General features: G+C 66.4%; 13 protein-coding genes, 1 tRNA gene and 3 pseudogenes. 5 read left to right on the top strand and 12 right to left on the bottom strand.

The window, feature by feature from the left end:
- Positions 1–43 precede the first annotated feature (43 nt).
- Positions 44–117 (top strand) — tRNA-Thr (locus tag AN216_RS23485).
- A 43-nt stretch (positions 118–160) separates the two neighbouring features.
- Here the strand turns inward: AN216_RS23485 and AN216_RS23480 are convergent.
- The 9 genes and pseudogenes from AN216_RS23480 to AN216_RS23440 form a co-directional block, all read right to left on the bottom strand.
- Complete coding sequence (locus AN216_RS23480) at positions 161–1,558, bottom strand: tyrosine-type recombinase/integrase (RefSeq protein WP_070198754.1); 1,398 nt, start codon at positions 1,556–1,558, stop codon at positions 161–163.
- A gap of 62 nt (positions 1,559–1,620) precedes the next feature.
- Entirely contained in the window at positions 1,621–1,824 is a 204-nt protein-coding gene (locus tag AN216_RS23475; RefSeq protein WP_070198717.1) for a helix-turn-helix domain-containing protein, read from the bottom strand.
- A 466-nt stretch (positions 1,825–2,290) separates the two neighbouring features.
- Positions 2,291–3,778, bottom strand: a complete 1,488-nt coding sequence (locus AN216_RS23470; RefSeq protein WP_070198716.1) for an ATP-binding protein — start codon at positions 3,776–3,778, stop codon at positions 2,291–2,293.
- A gap of 2 nt (positions 3,779–3,780) precedes the next feature.
- Positions 3,781–4,626, bottom strand: coding sequence for a bifunctional DNA primase/polymerase (locus AN216_RS23465; protein ID WP_070198715.1), 846 nt, complete (start codon positions 4,624–4,626; stop codon positions 3,781–3,783).
- A gap of 618 nt (positions 4,627–5,244) precedes the next feature.
- A pseudogene (locus AN216_RS23460) lies at positions 5,245–5,970 on the bottom strand (protein spdB); the annotation flags it as partial.
- Positions 5,967–6,437, bottom strand: a complete 471-nt coding sequence (locus AN216_RS23455; protein WP_070198714.1) for a hypothetical protein — start codon at positions 6,435–6,437, stop codon at positions 5,967–5,969. The pseudogene AN216_RS23460 and the gene AN216_RS23455, both read right to left, overlap by 4 nt.
- Positions 6,437–8,404, bottom strand: coding sequence for an FtsK/SpoIIIE domain-containing protein (locus AN216_RS23450; RefSeq protein WP_079166908.1), 1,968 nt, complete (start codon positions 8,402–8,404; stop codon positions 6,437–6,439). The genes AN216_RS23455 and AN216_RS23450 overlap by 1 nt, the downstream gene beginning before the upstream one ends.
- A gap of 342 nt (positions 8,405–8,746) precedes the next feature.
- The gene (locus tag AN216_RS23445; RefSeq protein ID WP_070198713.1) at positions 8,747–9,205 is read right to left on the bottom strand and encodes a Pycsar system effector family protein; all 459 of its coding nucleotides are present in this window, start codon (positions 9,203–9,205) and stop codon (positions 8,747–8,749) included.
- Complete coding sequence (locus AN216_RS23440; protein ID WP_070198712.1) at positions 9,202–9,462, bottom strand: DUF6284 family protein; 261 nt, start codon at positions 9,460–9,462, stop codon at positions 9,202–9,204. The genes AN216_RS23445 and AN216_RS23440 overlap by 4 nt, the downstream gene beginning before the upstream one ends.
- A 466-nt stretch (positions 9,463–9,928) precedes the next feature.
- Between AN216_RS23440 and AN216_RS23435 the strand changes: the two genes are divergently transcribed.
- Together AN216_RS23435 and AN216_RS23430 are read left to right on the top strand one after the other, a co-directional pair.
- Positions 9,929–10,723: a GntR family transcriptional regulator gene (locus AN216_RS23435; RefSeq protein WP_070198711.1), complete on the top strand. Its 795-nt coding sequence runs from the start codon at positions 9,929–9,931 to the stop codon at positions 10,721–10,723.
- On the top strand, positions 10,720–11,373 hold the full coding sequence (locus AN216_RS23430) for a YdcF family protein (RefSeq protein ID WP_070198710.1): 654 nt from the start codon (positions 10,720–10,722) through the stop codon (positions 11,371–11,373). The genes AN216_RS23435 and AN216_RS23430 overlap by 4 nt, the downstream gene beginning before the upstream one ends.
- A gap of 705 nt (positions 11,374–12,078) precedes the next feature.
- Here the strand turns inward: AN216_RS23430 and AN216_RS23425 are convergent.
- Positions 12,079–13,056: pseudogene (locus AN216_RS23425) on the bottom strand (IS481 family transposase); the annotation flags it as partial.
- Between the two features lie 93 nt (positions 13,057–13,149).
- Positions 13,150–14,382, bottom strand: a complete 1,233-nt coding sequence (locus AN216_RS29830; RefSeq protein WP_070198708.1) for a deazapurine DNA modification protein DpdA family protein — start codon at positions 14,380–14,382, stop codon at positions 13,150–13,152.
- Positions 14,383–14,469: 87 nt separating this feature from the next.
- Between AN216_RS29830 and AN216_RS23415 the strand changes: the two genes are divergently transcribed.
- Positions 14,470–14,688: a hypothetical protein gene (locus AN216_RS23415; protein WP_070198707.1), complete on the top strand. Its 219-nt coding sequence runs from the start codon at positions 14,470–14,472 to the stop codon at positions 14,686–14,688.
- A 2,208-nt stretch (positions 14,689–16,896) separates the two neighbouring features.
- Here the strand turns inward: AN216_RS23415 and AN216_RS27660 are convergent.
- A pseudogene (locus tag AN216_RS27660) lies at positions 16,897–17,720 on the bottom strand (IS5 family transposase).
- 158 nt (positions 17,721–17,878) lie between these two features.
- On the opposite strand from AN216_RS27660, the gene AN216_RS23410 reads away from it, so the two are divergent.
- A complete protein-coding gene (locus AN216_RS23410) occupies positions 17,879–18,520 on the top strand; it encodes a superoxide dismutase (protein WP_070198706.1) in 642 nt (213 codons plus the stop codon).
- The last annotated feature ends 158 nt before the right edge of the window (positions 18,521–18,678 follow it).

Below are 18,678 nucleotides of genomic sequence, written 5' to 3'. Positions count from 1 at the left end.
AGACTTGTCGCCGCTGCCCCGGCCAGGATGGCTGACGCAGCTTGCCGCCTTAGCTCAGTTGGCCAGAGCGACGCACTCGTAATGCGTAGGTCGGGGGTTCGACTCCCCCAGGCGGCTCCGACGAACCCCAGGTCAGATGATTCTGACCTGGGGTTTTGTTTCATCGGATGCGGCGCCGCCGCTTATTCCGTGCGGCTCGGGACGCTCCGGTCTCAGTTTTGGTCTCAGTCCCGGCGTCAGGTGCAGGTGAGGGCGCGGGTAGGAAGACGTCGCCCATACGCCGCATGGCCTCCTTGGACAGCTCGGACCGACCCTTCACGTAACGTCGTGTCTGGCTGATCTGCGTGTGTCGAAGGATCTCCATGATCGTGGGCATGTCCACTCCGAGTTCATTGAGGATGGTGCCGGCGGTGTGGCGGCTCCCGTCGTAGAGACGTCGGTCACTGATACCCGCCTCTTTCAGCAGCTCCTTGAACTCCTCCCAATCCTGGCGTGGGTCGTACGGTCGTCCGTCCGGACGCGCGAAAACGGCGTCGTGCTCCTGCCACAGTTCCCCGGCCGATTCGCGATCCTCCTGTTGGGCCTCGCGTTGCGCGCGCAGGTACGGAACGAACGGGGGAGGAATCGGGACTGGCTCACTGCTCTTCCTCGTCTTGGGACGTGTGAAGGTCAAGCCGCCACCCTTACGTTCTGGGCAAACGCTGGCGTGCCGAGTGCAATCCTCAGGGCAGGGCGGGGGGCAGCCGCGCTTGTATTGCTTGTGCACCGAGCAGCTTTCAGGGCAGGGAGCGAATCGGTGCAGCCTGGCGCCGCAGGCATGCGGGTCGTCGCAGCCGTGGCGCCATGTAAGCCGTTGGAGTTGCCAACGAGGGTGAAACTGTTCGGCTTCGAGGTCCACGTATTTCCAGCGGAGGCCCAGGCATTCGCCCTGACGGAACCCCATGCCCACGCCTACGATCCACCGCAGAGACGTGGGTCGCTTCGCCGCAGCGAGCAAGAATGCCTTTGCCTCGTCCACGGTGAAGGGGTTCGCTTCGGTCTCATCGACAGAGGGCGGGTCCACCAGCATGGCCACGTTTTCCGTGACCATCCTGCGGCGGTGTGCGATTTTCAGTGCCCGCGACAGAATTCGGTGAACTTTCACCACGTGAGAGGGGGCGTGCCCCTCTTCCAGCATGTCAGCGTAGAGTTGTTCGAGATGCTCCGGGGTCAGCTTGTCGAGACGGTGCTGACCGATTCCAGGGATGATGTCGTTACGCGTTTTTGACCAGTAGTCATCCAGTGAGCGCGGTTTCAGCTTCAAACTGGCAATGGTAGTCAGGTAGGTCTTCATCCACTGCTCTACGGTGGGCTTTCGCCCGGCCTTCGGCGCTCGTCCTTCGTCACGGAGCCGTTCCAGCTCCTTGACCTTGTGCCGTACTTCCGTCTTGGTCTTGGCAGTACGGTGGCGACGGTCCGGACTGCCGTCGTTCTTCACGCCCATAGTGACTCGGCCGTGCCACCAGCCGTCACTTCCCAGGTAGATGGACGATTCCATGTTCTGTTTGCGCGGGGACATGCGTTCCTCCATGCGCGAGGCGCCCCGGAATGTTGTCCAGGGCGCCTCGTGTGTGCTGGTGTTCAGTGATTCTCGGGGCTCAGGTTTGCTACGTACTGTTCGAGAGCAGTCCGCCGTATTCGCCGGCAACGGCCCAACTTGACGTACTCCACGGTTCCGACACTCATCAGCTCGTAGAGCATTGAGCGGCCGATTCCAAGAATGTCGGCCGCTTCTTCGGGCTTGTAGAGAAGCTTGTCGGCGGGTGCGGTCATGGTGGCGCTCATCGTGGTGTGCCTCCTTGGCCGGGATGGGAGGGGCTGACTCCCGCTCAGCGTGTGTCCGAGGTGGGGATTTCTGCGTCATTGCGTCGTCTGCGTCACCTTGGTGGGTATGACCTGCTGTTTTGCGGTGACGCAGGGGCTACGGGGAACGTCATTGGTGACGCAGGGGCTTTGTCACTGGTGACGCGGGTGACGTGAGGTGACGCAGTGATTGGCGTTCTGCGTCACCGTTGTCGCGCCAGGTCACACGTCGTTTCTGATCTTCTGGTGACGCGGGTGACGCAGAACTCTTCTCTTGAGAAAGAGGGGAGGGAGTTTCTGTTGTGGCGTGGTGCGCGTTACGGCGAGTAGAAGGAGCCGCTTCGCGGCGCGTCTTTGGGAGGCGCAAGCGCCGAACAGCAAGAAGAGCACCCGGGGCGTTTGTCGTGCCCGGGGTGCTCTTCTTGCTTGTGCCGACCGGTGCCCCAGGTCAGAGCAACGGTGCTTGTTCGTGTGGCGGCGGGTCCGGAGCCGGGGCCGGTGGCCGACTCATTTCGATGTAGCGGGCCGTTCTGGTGCGGCCCCAGTCGATCAGGACACCCCGGGCCGCCAGGGTCGGTTGGAGACGCTTGAGGCGATCGGAGAGGACTTTTCCGGTGGTTGGCCAGCCCTTGGGCGGGGTACGGCAGTCCTCCCCGGCGTAGAGCTGGGTGAGATTGTGCAGCCACTCAGCGGACGTCTTCCGCTCCTCTGCGCCTGGCGTGAGGCTGGCGGCGTGCTGGAGAACGGTCTGTGCCAGTACGTCGCCCTCGATCACGTCGTCGTTGAGGTCATCCAGGCTGGCCCGGTACGCCTTGAGCGCTCCCAGGCCGGTGGCCACATCGAGCTGGGCGCATAGGTGGGCGAAGTCAGCCATCCGCAGGTCGGTGGGAATGTCCGCCTGGGCCGCGCGGACTTGGACCGTCAGATCCAGGAGTGACCCCAGGACGGTGGGCAGGATCTCCTCGAACTCCGCCCACAGCTCCGCCTCGGTCCGCCGCACTGTGGGGCGTACCAGGCGCAGCGGGAGAAGACGCTCGGCGAGGTCGGGGCGGATGACGCCGACGTCGATACCGGTCATCAACAACGGGCGGCGGTAGCCGACACGGAATACATCCCCGTCGGTGAACAGGGCACGCTTGACGTTCTCCGCACCGGTGACGATGCAGCACATCGCGTCCGAGAGGTCCGGGCCCAGGTGCGAGAGGTTGTCCAGCGCGGTCACCCATCCGGCGGCCACTGCGGCGATCAGGTTCTCCTCATCCTTGGGTGCGCGGCGTAGGTCCCCGCTCATGCCCTCGATGATCCTCACCAGCATGCGCCCGCCGGTGGACTTGCCCGCGCCTTGCGGGCCGGTGAGGAACGGGGCAGGTACCGGCACGGACGGTCCCAGGCAGCCGATCAGCCAGGCCAGAGCCAGGCATTCGGTCTCCGCGCTGGCGAAGTTGCACAGCCGCAGCAGCAGATCGATGCCCTTGCCGTCGGTGTCTCGTGCGGGGAGGGGGAGTTCGCCGGTGAGCTGGGTGCGGCGCCAGCACACCTCACGCGGGTCGGGGGTGAGGATGTCCCACCCGTGGGGATGGATGCGTACGGACTGGCCATCTGCGCGGCCCAGGTCCAGCCACGTCGCTCCGTCGACTCCGGGAGCGACACGGATGTGCACGGACTGGGTGGTCTCGTTCATCGCGAGTGCTTCAATCAAGTCCAACGCCTCCTTGAGGGCAGTGCCGTTGAACACGCCGTGCCCGTCGTGGAACAGGCCGACCATGAGTTCCTGCCGGTGACTGCCGGTCGTCCCTTGGGAGCGGATCGGACGGGCTACAGGCTGCCCATTGCGCTGCGCGTACACGGTGCCGTCGGTGGTGCGGAAGTACCGGAAGTGCTGGTGCGCGTACTGTGCGATGACTTCGCGGGCCGGGGTCTTTTCGTCGTCGGACATGGCTACATCCCCAACTTGGTACGGGCGTTGGTCCACGCCTCGTTGCAGTGCCGGGCGGTTTCACCTTTGGTGTGGGCGGCGGTGAACAGCCGCTCGACGTGCTCGGGAGCGAGGCAGCCGCACCGGCCGTGCGCGTTCAGCACCGCGAGGAAAGTGCGGTAGACCGTCGCGTGAACCCCACCTGCGGCCTCACGGATCTGCTGTTCGGCCATGGTGATGCCGCGTTCCAGGTAGGCGGGCGTGCGGTGCCGGCACTCCCCACCCCCGCTCTGCGCCGGCACGGGGATGGTCTGCGGCGCCGGCTGGCGCGTGGCGGTCTGCTTCACGGCCAGCGCACGCACGGCGTCCGGCAGGTCGACCAGGTGGCCGGTGCCGGGGCTGATCCAGCGGGCGTAGGACATGCGGGACTTGATGTCGACCCCGTCCCGGACAGCGTTCGCGGAGAGCATGGTGCCTCGGTAGATCCAGTGTTGGCCGCGCGTTGTCGGCACGGTGCGGGTGGGCGGCAGCGTGGCGCGGGCCCACCCGATGGCGTCGGAGTGGTCCAGGTCCACGACGGTGATTCCGGCGCCGCCGGGGTGGTAGGCCACCGCCGCCGCCACGCGCCACGCCCGTGCCCATGTTGGTGAGTTGATGGTGTGCGGGTCGGTGGTGGCAGCCGCCCAGCCGTGACAGGGCTCCGGACAGGTGCAGGGGCCGGCGGTCTTCATGTTCGGCCGGCCACCGCACACGTTGTCACGGCAACGCGAGCAGTTGCCCACCGGCAGCTTGGCGGCCCTGAGCGGTAGTACCGGCAGACCCGAGGCTGCCAAAAGCAGCGCTGAGCAGATCGGGAAGGGTTGAGTCATGATGGAGTAACCTCCAGTTCATTGGGTTGTGCTGGATGGACGGCGGCCCCGGTCATTGGCGTGAGGGGGCCGCCGTACTCGTTGGGATCGCTCTGTGCGGTCAGGCCGCCGATTCGAGGCGTGCGGCGAGTTGGGTGGCGGCGGTGAGGAGTACGCGGATGTCCGCTCCCACGCCCGTGGATGGTGCGGTGGGTGCTGGCATCGGGGGAGAGGGTTGCGGAGTCGGGGTCCGGCGGGGCCCGTAGAGGGCCACCGCTAGGACGCCGAGACTGATCGTGAGGCAAAGCAGGTAGGCGAGTGCCATCACGCGGCCTCCACATCGATCGTGGTCTGTCCCTTGAGGGGTTGGGGTCCGCGCTCGGCATCGAGTTGTGCGTAGACCTTGTGGACGTAGGAGCGGGAGCGGGTGGAGGCTTCGGCTGCCTCGGTGACGGACTGGCCCATGACCCAGGCGACGCGGATGCGGTTCTTCGCTTCGAAAGCGGAGAGCCGGTCAGTGTCGGTGTTCCCCTCGGTGTCCACCTCGTTGGTGGTCTCTCCTGGTGCGGACTCCGGCTGTCCCCCGTCTGTGAGCTGGGGTGACGCTGATTTCGGCCCGAGAGGATGGTGGTTGGGGGGTGTCACCTTGGTGTCCTCTTCGACGCGTTCCAGGGTCACCGGCTCCACCGGTCCCCACAGCGGCAGTTCCCACCGGGGCCGCGTCCCGCCCACTGGGGTGGTCACGGAGGTCAACGCCCGTGCGGTTTCGGTGCCGGTCCGGGCTGCCTCCACAGTCGACCATGCTTGGGCGAGTCGGCCGGCTGTCTCGGCTTGGGCCTCAGCGACGCGTGCGCCGGCCTCAGTCACGGCCTCCAGCCGGGTTTGCTCTGTGCCCGCCTCGGCCCGGAGCTGGGCACGTGCTACTGCGGCTTCATCGCGGGCGCTTTGCTGGATGTCGCGGATCTGGTCCAACGCGTCCGGGGTGAGCGCGGTGTGCTCCCACAGGCCGTGCACCAGCCACAAGGCTTTGGCCGCCAGAGGGAGCCAGGCGACCGCCAGCCAGGCACCGGGGGAGCCCTCCCCGAGCGCGTGCGCGATCAGCACGAGGGTCGCTACCGCGCCGAAGGCCCAGCCCGTCCGCGTCACGGTGGTGTTGTGGTCCCCTTGGGCGGCCAACCGCCGCTCGTAGGCGAGCGTGGCCAGCCAGCCGCCATCGAGGCCGAGGCCAACCACCAGGGCGACCGGCCACGGAATCGACTCCCCGAGCCACATCAGGACCACGGCTAGCGTCAGGACCATGGAGACGGCCGTCATGGCGACGGCTGGCAGGACGGTCACCAGCCGCTTGAAGCTTGGTTTCTTCATGAGTGCACCTCCGTGCGGGAGCGGGAGAGCATCCCGCGCGTCTGCGGCGTGACCTGGGTGTGTTTGACGACCGGAGCGTTGTAGACGTGGGTAGAGCTGCTGCTGCTGCTGCCCGCCCGGTTGAGGGCGGCGCCGACCGCGAGAACGACCAGGGCGACGCCGACGAACGGCACCAAGGCGGCCAGTACGCCGGTCAGGGTGATGGCGGCGAGGCCCTGAGCGGCCAGCCATATGGCGCAGCCGATTCCGACCGAGCCGGCTCCCAGGCCGATCGAGGCAACGGCCGTGCCCACGGCCCACGTCGGGACGACACGGGTATCGGGCTGTGCGACCGGCTCCGCTCCGGTCGGCTCCGGCGGAGCGTTGTCACGGAACGAGGTGTATGCCGGGACGGGAGCCTCGAATGCTTCAGCGATGATTCGCTGTGCCTCGCGCTCGGCTTCCTGAGGTGTCATGGACTCGCTCATCAGGCCGCTACCTCCCCGGTGGTGAGCATCCCGTCCTCGCACTTGACCAGAGCGCCCGTCGAGATGAGCGCTTTCACCTCGCGCGAGACGGTGCCCTTGTTCAGCCCGGTGCGGTCGGTGATGTCCCGACCGGTGCGGGCACCTTCGACGACGGCCGACAGCACGCGGTTTCGGTTGCTGACCGGCTCGGCCTGTACCGGGGAGGCAGCCGCGGGCTTCTCGTTCTTGACCAGTCGCAGAGCAGGCCGGGCGGTCTCCGTCTCTGGTGCGGGTACGGACTCCTGGGGCCCGGTGTTGTTGCGGTGCCAGATCGTGGTCGCGGGTAGGTTCACGACTTCGTCGTCGGTCATGTACCGCACCTTCAGCGGGTCGGGCGTACGCTGCCCGTCCCGCAGCATCGCGACGCCGGGCATGGGCAGTTCGTCAGCCTTCCAGCCCTTGTCTTGGGCCGACTCCCCGAAGACCACCCGGGCCTCGCTCGGGGACTCGACCGCGAGGCCCAGGCGGGTGCCGAGCTGTTTGGCGATCTGCCGGGGGACGCCGTCGCCGTAGGTTGGGGACTGCGTCATCCACCACAGGTCGATGCACGCCGCGCGGCCCATGCGGGCAATGGAGTCGAGACCTTCCAGGGCGTCACGCTTCTCGGTGATCGCTTTGCCCTTGTCGGTGTAGCCGACGGTGGTCTCCACCGTCGTGCACGAACTCATGACCTCGGCGCCCTCATCCACCACGAGCGTGATGCGGGGCCGCTGGGCCGTGGGCACGAGAGTGGCCTGCCCCTTGGGCAACACGTCCAAGCGCTCGTCCAGTTCCTCGACCAGTTCGTCCACGAGGCCGACGACGCTGGCCGGGTCGTGGGCGACGCGGGCCCGGTGGTCCCACAACCGCCCCTCGACCTTCTTCAGGTCGATGATGACCAGCACGTTCTCCGGCCCCTCGGATGCCTTGTGCAGCAGCGGGCGGGACGCGGTGGATTTACCCGAGCCCGACATGCCCGCGATCAGCATCCGCAGACCCAGCGGCACATCCACCTCCGTGCCGTTGACCATGTCCACCGCGAGCGCGTCCCCAGGCTTGAAGGGGATCGCACCATCGGGCGCCGCCGAGCGAGTACGTAGCCGGAGCACGGCCCAGCCGCCCCGCGAGGCGGACGCGACCAGCATCGGCAGTCCGGTGCGGGCACCCAGCAGCGCGCGGACCGAATCGGCAGCCACCCGCAGCTTCTTGACCGTCCACTGGCCATCCAGCCGGATCTCGCACTCGATCCCGGCGCTGGTGATGGCCGGCGGCGTGGTCACCGTCCCAGCCAACCCGCGCGCGTCGGCGTGCTCGACCCAGTACGACGGGCCCAGCCGCTCCATCAGCTGCCGCTCTTCCGCGCTCACGTCCTCGGTGATTGGGGCGGTGACCTTCCGGCGCCCCAGCAGCAGACCACCGATGTTCGCCGCGATGAGCACGGCGGAGACCGAGGCCGGCCATATCGTCCAGTCTTGCTCGGTCGAGAGCACGTAGGAGGACAGTCCGGCCGCGCTGGCGTGCGCGGCATGAACCTTGGTCGCCACTGAGGTGAGCGTGGCGGGGTAGTTCTTCCGCGCGGCTGACAGCCCCTGCTTGGCCTGCCGCGCGTGCTTGGATGCCGCCTTGTCTGCCCGCTTGGCTGAGCGGCGCGCGGCCGAGAGCGGGTTCTTCTCGTTCCTACGCGCCAGCGCCCGCTGTGACCGTGCCGAAGACGCTTGCACCCGTGCGGAGTTGTGTTCCTTCTGCGCCTTCAGCAGCGCCTTGAGGTTTTCCTGGGTGCGCAGTTGGCGACGCCGGTCGTCCTCCGCGTCCCAGCGGGCCGCGAACGGAGCGCACAGCGGGGCCGCCGCATCTACGGCAGCCGAGGTGTGGTTGATGCCTTCAGTCGAGAAGCGACGGGCCGTCTTGGCGGCGGCGCTGATCTTGTCCGATGCTGCTGTGTAGTCCACGAGGCTCCTCCAAGATCGTGGATGCGGGCCGGAGACTTCGTTGGCGCGGGGCTCCGGCCCGACCGTTCATGACGGGTTGCGCCCACCGGTTGCACCACGGTGGGCAGTTGACCCCCTGCAACCGCTTGTGACCTGCGAAGTTGCCGGTTGAGGCGAGGTGCGGGGAGAGGACTCTACGCGTGCGCGTGTGCGCGCGAGGGCAGAAACATCCCTCACACAGCGCCGCAAAGGGGGTTCTCGCGGCCCGACAGACCCCGGGGGTCTCCGCCCTACGCGGAAGGGGTGCCAGGCGTTCAGAAAGCCGTCTGTCGCGTTCGGCCCGACCAGAGACCGGACGACTTCCTACAGCGCGCTCCCTACGACCGTGATCGCTGCGGCTACGGCGAACAGTCCGCCCGCGATACGAGTCAGGTCGACCGCCCGCGCGACGCCCTTGTGCTTGGCCACCGCGATACGGGCCAGCACCGTCACCGCGTCCGCCCGACGGTCCGTGCCCAGGTCCGCGCGCACCCCGGCCGCATCCAAGCTGGCCCAGTGCGGGAACGTCCCCTCACACGGCGTCAGCCGGGGCCGAATCACCGACAGCAGCACCGTGCACGCGGCCACCAGCACGGTCAGCCCGGCCACCCCCGGGACCATCGCGGCCAATGGAACGCGGACACTCGCGGCGACCGTTCCCAAGCCAGCCAACACCGCACCGGTGAAGGCGAACAGCAGCGAGGCTTTCGTGTCCGTGCGGGCGATCTCGGCCTTCACATCCGCGTGCGCGGCCGTCAGCGAAGAATCCAAGGAGTACGTCATGCCGACTCCTCCACCCCGGACACCTGGTTGGTCTGCTCACACACAGCGGCCAACAACCGACGGCGAGCACGACGAATACGACGCTCATCCAGCTCCGATACCGGCCGGCCCAACACGAGGATCTGGGCGTCCAGCAACTCGACCTCCGCCGTGATGACGGGCATCTCGGCCTCGATCTCCTTCAGTTCCGCGTCCGTGGGCTCCATCCACGGTGCGAACGCCGTAACAGCTTCCTGAACAGTGACGATGTGCTCCATGGGTTGTGCTCCCTTCACAGTGGAACGGCCCGAAAGCGGCCCCGGTGTTGCACCACCGGGGCCGCGCCGTTGAAGTCGGGAAACCCGGCTCCCCACGCCCCGCCCGTACGAGACGGGCGGGGGAGGCAACCGGCCGCAGCACACGGAGCGCTGCGGAAGGTGTGTGACGTGCTAGTTCGTCTCCTTCGGGGGCGACGACTCCCGTATCAGGTAGAGCCGCCTTGTCCCGTGTAGGCGTATGGAGACATGGCCTTTCGGCCTAGCCCTCCGGATGACAAGGCCCCGGGGTGCCTCGGCCCGCTCTGTCCCGGGCCCCTCACCGCGCAGCGCAGGAAAGCCCAACGGGCACCCGTACTGTCTCGCAGTCCTAGGACTGCGTCGGCTGAACATGACTATGCCCACTGAGCCCGATGCTGTCAACAGTCCTAGGACTGTGTTTCACTTGAGGTGTCGAGAGGAGCTGGGCATGGCACCGAAGTGGCGAGAGCTGGCTGACGAGCTGGCTGAACAGATCAAGGCGGGCGAGTACACGCCTGGCCAGCAGTTGCCCGAGATTCGGGAGCTAGTCAATGAGGGCAAGGGCTCCAAGCAGACCGTCCACACCGCGTACAAGACATTGGAAGCGGAAGGGCTGGTCACCTCGTCACGTGGCCACGGCACGGTCGTCCGCCCGCAGACTCCACTCAAGCGCCTCGGCATCGAGCGGTACGACAAGGCCAAGTGGCGCGACGGTGACCAGGTGGCGTTCATTGCCGACCGAGTGGCGTCGGGACGTGCCTACCGCCGTGGTGAGCAAACCCAATCCGTCCAGCGCGTGGAAGCGCCCCCGGCTGTCGCGGCTGCCCATGGGTTGCCTGCCGGTGCCGAGGTGTACGCCCGAGAGCGGCTGGTCAAGGAAGGCCAGCAGCCGACGCACACACTGACCAGCTACTACCGACCGGAGCACGTGGAAGGGACACGGATCGTTGACCCGTCCCCTGGCCCGGCTGGTCGCGGAGGTGGCTTCCGGGTGCTCTACGACGCGGGATACGAGATCGACCACATGCGGGAGGAACTGGACCCACGGATGCCTACGCCGGATGAGGCGAAGCTCCTGCAACTGTCTCCCGGGGAATGGGTGGTCGAGCTGCATCGGACGACCTTCACAGCGGATGGCACGGTGGTGGAGTTCGCCATCGGCGTGCACGCTGCCTCGCGCTTCGCGTGGGCGTACGACTTCAAGGTCCCCGACTCGGCATCGGATGAGGGGACAGGCAAGTGATTTCCGCGCAGGCATGGGCCGACGCTCGGCAGCTGTGGGACTACCACCGGATGCACCATGAGCTACGGCCGTGCTCGGTGGCGGTCGGTCTGGGCAGCCATGACTTGGGCGTGGCTGACACGGCCGTTGACCTGTACGAACGCGGAATGGCCCCGCTGATTGTCTTCACCGGGGCGACAAGCCGCACCACCGAGGCGCGGATGCCGCGAGGCGAAGCAGTCCACTACCGGGAGCGGGCGCTCGAACGCGGGGTGCCCAGTTCGGTCGTACTCGCGGAGCCCAACGCCCGGAACACGGGAGAGAACATCCGCTTCACACGCGAAGTCCTCGATCAGGCCGGCGTCGAAGTGTCCTCCGTGCTCCTGATCAGTAAGCCGTACGAGGAGCGGCGCGCGTACGCCACAGCACGCAAGCTCTGGCCGGAAGTTGAGATCGTGAGTGCGTCTACCCCGATGGAGTTCCAGGAGTATGTGGACTCCATCGGGGACACCCGCATGGTGATCGACATGCTGGTCGGCGCGCTACAGCGGCTCGTCATCTATCCCGACCAAGGGTTCATGATCCGTCAGAAGGTCCCGGACGATGTGCTCGCGGCGTACGAACGGCTGTGTAGCGCGGGCTTCACAAGCCGCCTTCTGCCAAGCAGCTGACCCCGGCAGACACTGGGCACCGCAGCCGGGCGCCGTACTCACATGAGACGGAGCTCTGACATCAACGCCAACATCAAAGTCAGCGAACAAGGGCGTACGCCCACATACCAATGCTGGCCCTACTTCGGAACGACCGGTCCAGCTCCCGGGCTAGTGACCGCCTGAAAAGCGGAAGGTCGCCGGTGAGGGACTGGGCGGTCGAATCCTCGATTGGGTCGGCGCGGTCGCCCGGAGCCGTGGCCTTCCTTGGGTGCGGCTCCACTGCTGGCGCACCAACACGGCCTTGCTGGACTACTACCTGCGCGAGGGCTTCACCCACGTACGGACAGAAGCGCCAGAGCATCGTCTCTCCGGCTGGATGGCACAGCGAGACGCGTCCGTCGTCATGTATCCCGATATGCAACTTGAATTGACACAGGCGAGTAGCAGTGCGCCGCCAGCCGCGTAAGAGGTTGAGAGCAGTCGTCAGAGCGTGTTTCCGACCGCGGAACACCCCCGCATGGGCGGGGAGCACGCCCTCCGCAGATCTTCGGCCAGTTGCACGTACGGAACACCCCCGCATGGGCGGGGAGCACGTGCGGGGACACTAGATGTGGTGTCTCAGGACGTTGGTTCCACGAAGTCGTCGAGCGCGAGTTGCCGCGGGAAGACGTCCATGGGCTCGGGTGGGTGGCCGAAGGTGATGCGGTAGTCGCTGCTGGCGGTCCGGCTGACCGGCGGCTGGCCGCCAAGCGCGGTGTGCGGGCGTTCGTGGTTGTAGTAGTTGAGGAAGTCCGCCAGTGCGGCTTGGCGGTCGCGCTCGGAGGTGTAGGCGCGTACGTATGCCCACTCGCGGGCCAGCGTCGAGTGGAACCTCTCGACCTTCCCGTTGGTGCGCGGGGTGTAGGGCCGGGTGCGCTTGTGTCGCGTGCAGGTCTCGGCGAGCGCAGCAGCCCAGGTGCGGGAGCGGTAGCAGGCGCCGTTGTCTGTGAGCACGCGGTGGATCGGGGTGACGTCGTGTTCGGTGAAGAAGGCCACCGCGCGGCGCCAGAACGCGGCCGCGGAGGCGGCACGTTCGTCTTCGAGGGACTCGGTGTAGGCGAGCCGGGAGTGGTCGTCCAGCGCGGTGTGGAGGTAGACGTATCCGACGCGGCCGGTGCCAGGACCGGCGCGTTTGGAAGCACGGGCAGCGTGGGTGCCGATGCCGTGTATTCGCCAGCCGCCGCCAGTTGGTATGCGGCCGAGTTTCTTGACGTCGACGTGGATCATGTCGCCTGGCTGGTCATGTTCGTAGCGGATGACCTGCTGTAATGGCTCGCCGGTGGGTGGGTCGAGGTCGCGTAATCGGTTCAGCCCGCGGCGGGTCAGGATGCGGTGGATGGTGGCCGGCGCCAGCGTGACGTCGTGCAGTCGCTTCAGGTCGGCGGCTAGTCGGACCGGGCCGTGCTTGGTCTGCCGCCGTAGCGCCTCGACCAGGTCAGCGACGTCGCCGGGAGTTCGGGCGGGGCTGGCGGCGGGACGTGAGGTGCGGTCGTGGAGCCCGTCCTCGCCGTGGGAGAGCCAGCGGGCGTACCACTTGGCCAGACAGCGGCGGGAGATCCCAGCCTCCGAGGCGACGTGCGCGAGTGGGCGTCCGGCGTCAACGCGCAGGCATAGGCGCAGACGCCCTTCCGGCGTCAACGGTGCATTGCGGTGCCCGGCCATGGCTGTCCGCACAGGCGGCAGCCATCGACACAGCGAGAGCGGGGAGGGTCACGCGGACGATGTGCTGCACCGTGCGCTCCCTCCCCTCCGGGTCTATGCGACGTCGAACAGTGACAGCGTCTCGCTGTCGGACTCTTCATCCTGCACGCCGGCACTGACAATCGCGCTGACGTCTGAGTCGGCGCCGTGGTCGATGAGGTCGTCGGCGGCCAGGTGCGCGATGATCTGATCGGCTGCGGCGCTGGTGGCCGGGTCCTCATCCACGCCCCACCGCTGCCGCAACTCCCGCAGGCACTTCAGGAGACCGCCGTCCGGCTCGGGTTCGGCGATGACCTGCCCGACGCGGGCAGGTGACAGCGCGACGAGATCGGCGATCTGCCGCACCGACATCCCGGCCCGGTGCTCGCGCCGGATGGTCGTATCGCGTTCCAAGCGGGCGGCTTCATCGCGGAACGCCGAGAGCGTCAGACGGGCGCGACCCTGCGCACGACTGTCCAGTTTTCTGGACATCTGGGTCCCCTTTCCGGGAGACGTCGAGAGATGGATGCGGGTGGAGTGGCGGGCCAGGGAGGTCAGCACCCGCTCACGCCAACGGAAGGCAAAACGGGGGCAGTTCGCGCAGTTCTTGTGTTTGGTCTCGCAGCCGGGCAGCGCGAAGCGCTTGCGGCGGGCGTCGTAGGACCAGGCCATGGAGTCCGAGGACGTCAACTGCCTGCCGTAGGCGCCCAAGCCGGAGGTCTTGATGCCGAACCCGTGGAGCCGGATTCCCGGCACCGCCTCACGTACGGCGGTGATGATCTCGGCCGCTTCGAGTGTGCCCTGGCGCCGGCAGACGCTGCCGATACCCACCGTCGCCTCCGATGCAAGGTCTGCCCCGGCCTCCCGGTACATCTGAGCGCAAGCCAGGTAGTCCTCTGTGAGGTTGCCTTGCAGTACGTAGATGAAGGGCAGGTCAGGGGCTATCGCCCGCAGGTGCAGTCCGTTCTCCACGGTGCGTTTCTGGTGCTCGGTGACGCTGAGACCGGTACCGACAAAGCCAGCTCCGCCCTGGATGACGACGGATTCGCACATCCAGTCTTGCGGGGCTGCCCACAGCAGGCCACCGATCTCGTCCCGGTACCGGCGCACCCGGTCCGCGTACTCACGCGGGGAGGTCTCCCACCGCCCGTACTGCTGGAGTTCGGTGAATCCCCCCGAGTCCAGCGCCCACGTCCCGCGGGCGGTCGGAAGGGTCTTGTATTCGCGCAGCCGCCGGTCGGAGATGAACAGCGGCGCGGTCGTGAGCCGCAGCCAGTGCGGCTGATGAGTACCGAGGAAGAACCTCATGCGCTTATCCCCCTGATCAAGGTGGCTAGCCACCTCAGTCTACTGACGGGATGGACGGGTGGCTAGCGACCGTGACACGCTGTTTTCATGCCCAGCCGACACAGGAATCCCGCAGCGGTCTACCGCCCCGATCCCGACCTCCACGAGCGAGCCAAGACGGCCGTGGCCGACGTCGGATCGGACATGAACGCCCACATCCTTGGCTTCCTGTCCTGGCTCGTCGGCGACACCGACGAACTCCCCCCACGCCCGGCTTCAGCCGGGCAGGCCGCCGTCACTCGCGAGGCGACCACGACCGCGCAGTAACCGCGACCGTGGCACCAACCTCACGAGACAGCACAACTAGAGGTGAAGGTGTGGTCGTGGAACACCCCCGCATGGGCGGGGAGCACGAGGACATTCCGGATCGTCTGGTACCGGACATCGGAACACCCCCGCATGGGCGGGGAGCACCCTTTCTGACCTGCAACTTAGCAGCGACTTTGCCATGTTTTAACTGTCTGAGTTCGTTTGTCGCTGCTGCTCACGCAAGAAGCATAGGGGCTGCAGAGTCTTGTCGCCGACGTGACTGTCAGGACTACGTCCGGCGTGCTGCTTTACGGTCTCAGTAGCGGTCTCAGTCGGCTTGTGGTTCGTGACGGTTCGTTGCCGTCCATAAATGTCCAGCAAGTCTTGTGACCAGCAGCGCGAATCTCGTGGTGGATACTCGCGGACGCTGACGGACCAAGATCGGACAACTCGTAATGCGTAGGTCGGGGGTTCGACTCCCCCAGGCGGCTCCGACGAAGCCCAGGTCACCTAGCCCGTGACCTGGGCTTTCTCTTATGCGCTGACCCTCCGGGGTCGGAACTCAAGGATCTTCGCACCCTCATGTGAGGCCCATGTGAGGCCATCGGGTTCGCTGGCGGTTTCGGAGTTCCGCGGGTCGGCCTCACGTGAGGCCGGTTTCCGGCGGCGATGCCGATCCCCGCGAACGCCGCGGGCAACGCCGCCAGCGCCCCGCCCGCGACGAGCGTTCCAGCGGACAGCGCGGTCATGGACGCCTTCACCACGCTGCCCAGACTCACGCCCGCGCGGTCCGCGCCCCCACTGACAGCCTCACCCAACGCGATGCCCATCGCGGCGGATTCCGCCACGAACCGGCCCCGCATATCCCGCAGCCGCCCATCGGTCGACCGCTGCAACCCCTGCATCGCGTTCTGCGTACGAGCCACACCGCGCCGCGCACCCGAGGCGTCCAGGTTGATGTACCCGACCAACTCGCCAATGGTCAGCGCGATACGGCATCACCCCTTTTCAGTTTTTGGTTGAGGAGCTTCGAACCTGTTCCACTTAGAAGTGGTGACAAAGTGGGGAAGAGGAGCTATTGCGAATGTCCATCAGGAATGCTAAACGGTAGCAACTTGATGCTTGTCAAACTCACGTAAAATAGGGCAAATTGCCCTTGCATGTAATCAACGTGGGGATTTCGACGGTTCAGAGCGACACGGCTACCCTCTTGTCGCCGTTCTCGTGGCTCAGTTCCTCGAACGTGCCCCAGTTGGAAGTGGCGACTAAGTGGGGGTGAACTGCTACAAGTTGTGGCAGTTCTATGCCGATCAAGTCCGGTAAGGTCGTACCTGACTTGACCCCGACTTGCCCAAGCACCGCCTCAAAAGGGGCGGCTCGCATCAGCGAGCAAACCAACGCAGGAAGGGGTCAGGTCAGGTATGGCAACACAAGAGGGCGAGGAGCCGCAGCGCAGTCGTTTCACGCGAACGCAGCGATTCGAACTGATGCTTGCGCTTCTGGTCGCAGTTTCCGCTGTTGCCGGGTGCGTGGAGGCTCTCGCGGGATGAGTCCCGCGTGATGGGGCTAGGTGGGCCGGGCTGAGTCGAGACCGCCGCAAGGCGGGTCCGACCGGGTACAAGTCGGCCGGACCTCGCCCTGGGCACACGCAACGTGTCTGGGCTCCGGGTGGTTCCGGAGCCCAGACCTGCGTGCGGCCTGGACCTGCCTATGTTGCGATGATTGCCAGAGGCAAGAATAGAGTCTTAAGAGTCAATCTTGGCACAACTCTAACACTTGGGCACGTGTAGCCGGGTTAGTTGGTGAGGTGCTGAGGGCTCTACGCTCCGACAGGTGTCGAGGTCAACGCGGCGATCTCGCTTGGGTTGGTGACCGTGCTGGGCGTACGGGCCCATGTGTGAGGGAACGCGGCCTTGGCGGGTAGCCCGCCGATCGAAGATGTCGGCTGTGGTAGCGCAGCTCTGTTCGATCGCGCCTTGGTGAAGCTGGGCGACGACGAGGTGCGCTGTGGCCATGGCGCGGTTAGTTGTCGTTGGTGCGCCAGCATAAAAGTGGAGTTCCAAACCCGTATCTGTGCCGCTGGGTCTTGCGACATCCCTGCCAGTCTCAGTCCCTCATTCAAATGTTCCTGCGCCCGGTCGAGTTGTCGTGCGTCCACACAGGACCAGGCCGCAGTGGAGAAGTAGGCCGCGGCCACTGTGAACAGGCTTTGCCTCAGGGGTCCTTTCAGAATGCTGGGATCTTGCGGGCGTGGGTCATGCGGTGGGCGAGTTGGAGGAAGCTGTCATGGGATGTCGTCGCGGGTCTCCCAGCGGATGCGCAGGCATCGGGGTCCGTGCCGCCAGGAGAGGGCCGCTTCGGCGACCCAGCGGGTGCGGCCCAGGCCGGAATCGTGTTCTGTGCCGCGGCGGCGAGGCGGGGGTGATGTCGTGCTCGCGCAGTCGACGCCGATAGATATCCGTGGTCGTAGGCGCGGGTTGGCACACACCCGCCCCGGGCTCGCGGCGTGGACGGCCTCGCTTGCCGCCCACCGCCGAGGCGGTGTCGAACAGGGGCAGCACCTGGGTGACGTCGTTGCGGTTTCCGCCGGTCAGCGACACCCGTAGCGGTGTCCCGTGCCCGTCAGTGAGGACATGACGCTTCGAGCCCGGCCGTCCCCGGGTCAACCGGACTCGGTCCGAGTTTTGGGCGGCTTCGCCCCCGCTTGGCCTGCACGTGCGAGGCGTCCACGGTCGCGCGGGAGAGTCCAGCCGGTCCGCCGTCCGCAGCCGGGCCAGCAGTACCTGCTGCAACTCCTCCCACAGTCCCGCCTCCTGCTTACTGCGCCAGCCGACGCCAGCACGTCGGACCCGATCCACAGCCCAGCTCCCGTGGCGGGTACTCCCACTGAATACCGGTGTAGAGCACGAACAGGACCCCCTGAGGTGCGTCCTGCGGTCATCGATCCGCTTACGGCCCGGAGGTCGGAACCGCCGCTGCGGCTTCGGAAGTAACGACTCGAGCACCGCCCACAACTCGTCACTGACCTCCCATGGCTTCGTCCGTGCCACCAACACCCCGCACACGCGGTCAGTTACACACTCCCACCGTGCCACACAAGATCATTCTGAAGGAACCCTCAGGGCCAAGGCATGACCACAAGTCATCCTCTCCAACTGTTAGCTTGCAGGTGCATGGCATTCGCAATAGAGGTCGGAGGACGTTGAACATGGCGCTTTACACACTTCCGGAGCTTCCGTACGACTACGCGGAGCTGGCCCCGGTCATCAGTCCCGAGATCATCGAGCTGCACCACGACAAGCACCACGCGGCGTACGTGAAGGGTGCCAACGACACCCTCGAACAGCTGGAAGAGGCCCGGGACAAGGACTCCTGGGGCTCGATCAACGGACTGGAGAAAAACCTGGCGTTTCACCTGTCCGGTCACATCCTGCACAGCATCTACTGGCACAACATGTCCGGCGACGGCGGTGGCGAGCCGCTGGAGAAGGACGGCACGGGCGAGCTGGCGGACGCCATCGCGGAGTCCTTCGGCTCGTTCGCGAAGTTCAAGGCGCAGATGACGAAGGCCTCGGCCACCACCCAGGGTTCGGGCTGGGGCGTGCTCGCGTACGAGCCGGTCACCGGCCGCCTCATCGTCGAGCAGATCTACGACCACCAGGGCAACGTCGGCCAGGGCTCGACCCCGATCCTGGTCTTCGACGCCTGGGAGCACGCTTTCTACCTGCAGTACAAGAACCAGAAAGTCGACTTCATCGAAGCCATGTGGAAGGTCGTCAACTGGCAGGACGTGGCCAAGCGCTACACCGCGGCGAAGCAGCGCGGTGACAACCTGCTGCTCGCCCCGTGACGGAGTAGCGCGCGAGTGTCCTGCTCGTGATCGTCTTCTCACCGCTCACCGGCAGGCAGTAAGGGAGGGTTCCCGCGGACAGCCACCCGCGGGAACCCTCCGTGCTCACGTCACCGGTGTGAGCTGTGGCACTGCGTCGGCAGCTTCACCGAGGACCT

It is taken from the genome of Streptomyces oceani (genome assembly GCF_001751245.1).
Classification (GTDB): Bacteria; Actinomycetota; Actinomycetes; order Streptomycetales; family Streptomycetaceae; genus Streptomyces; species Streptomyces oceani.
The sequence above is the reverse complement of the archived record's forward strand: the minus strand, read 5'-3'. Positions and strand labels throughout refer to the sequence as shown.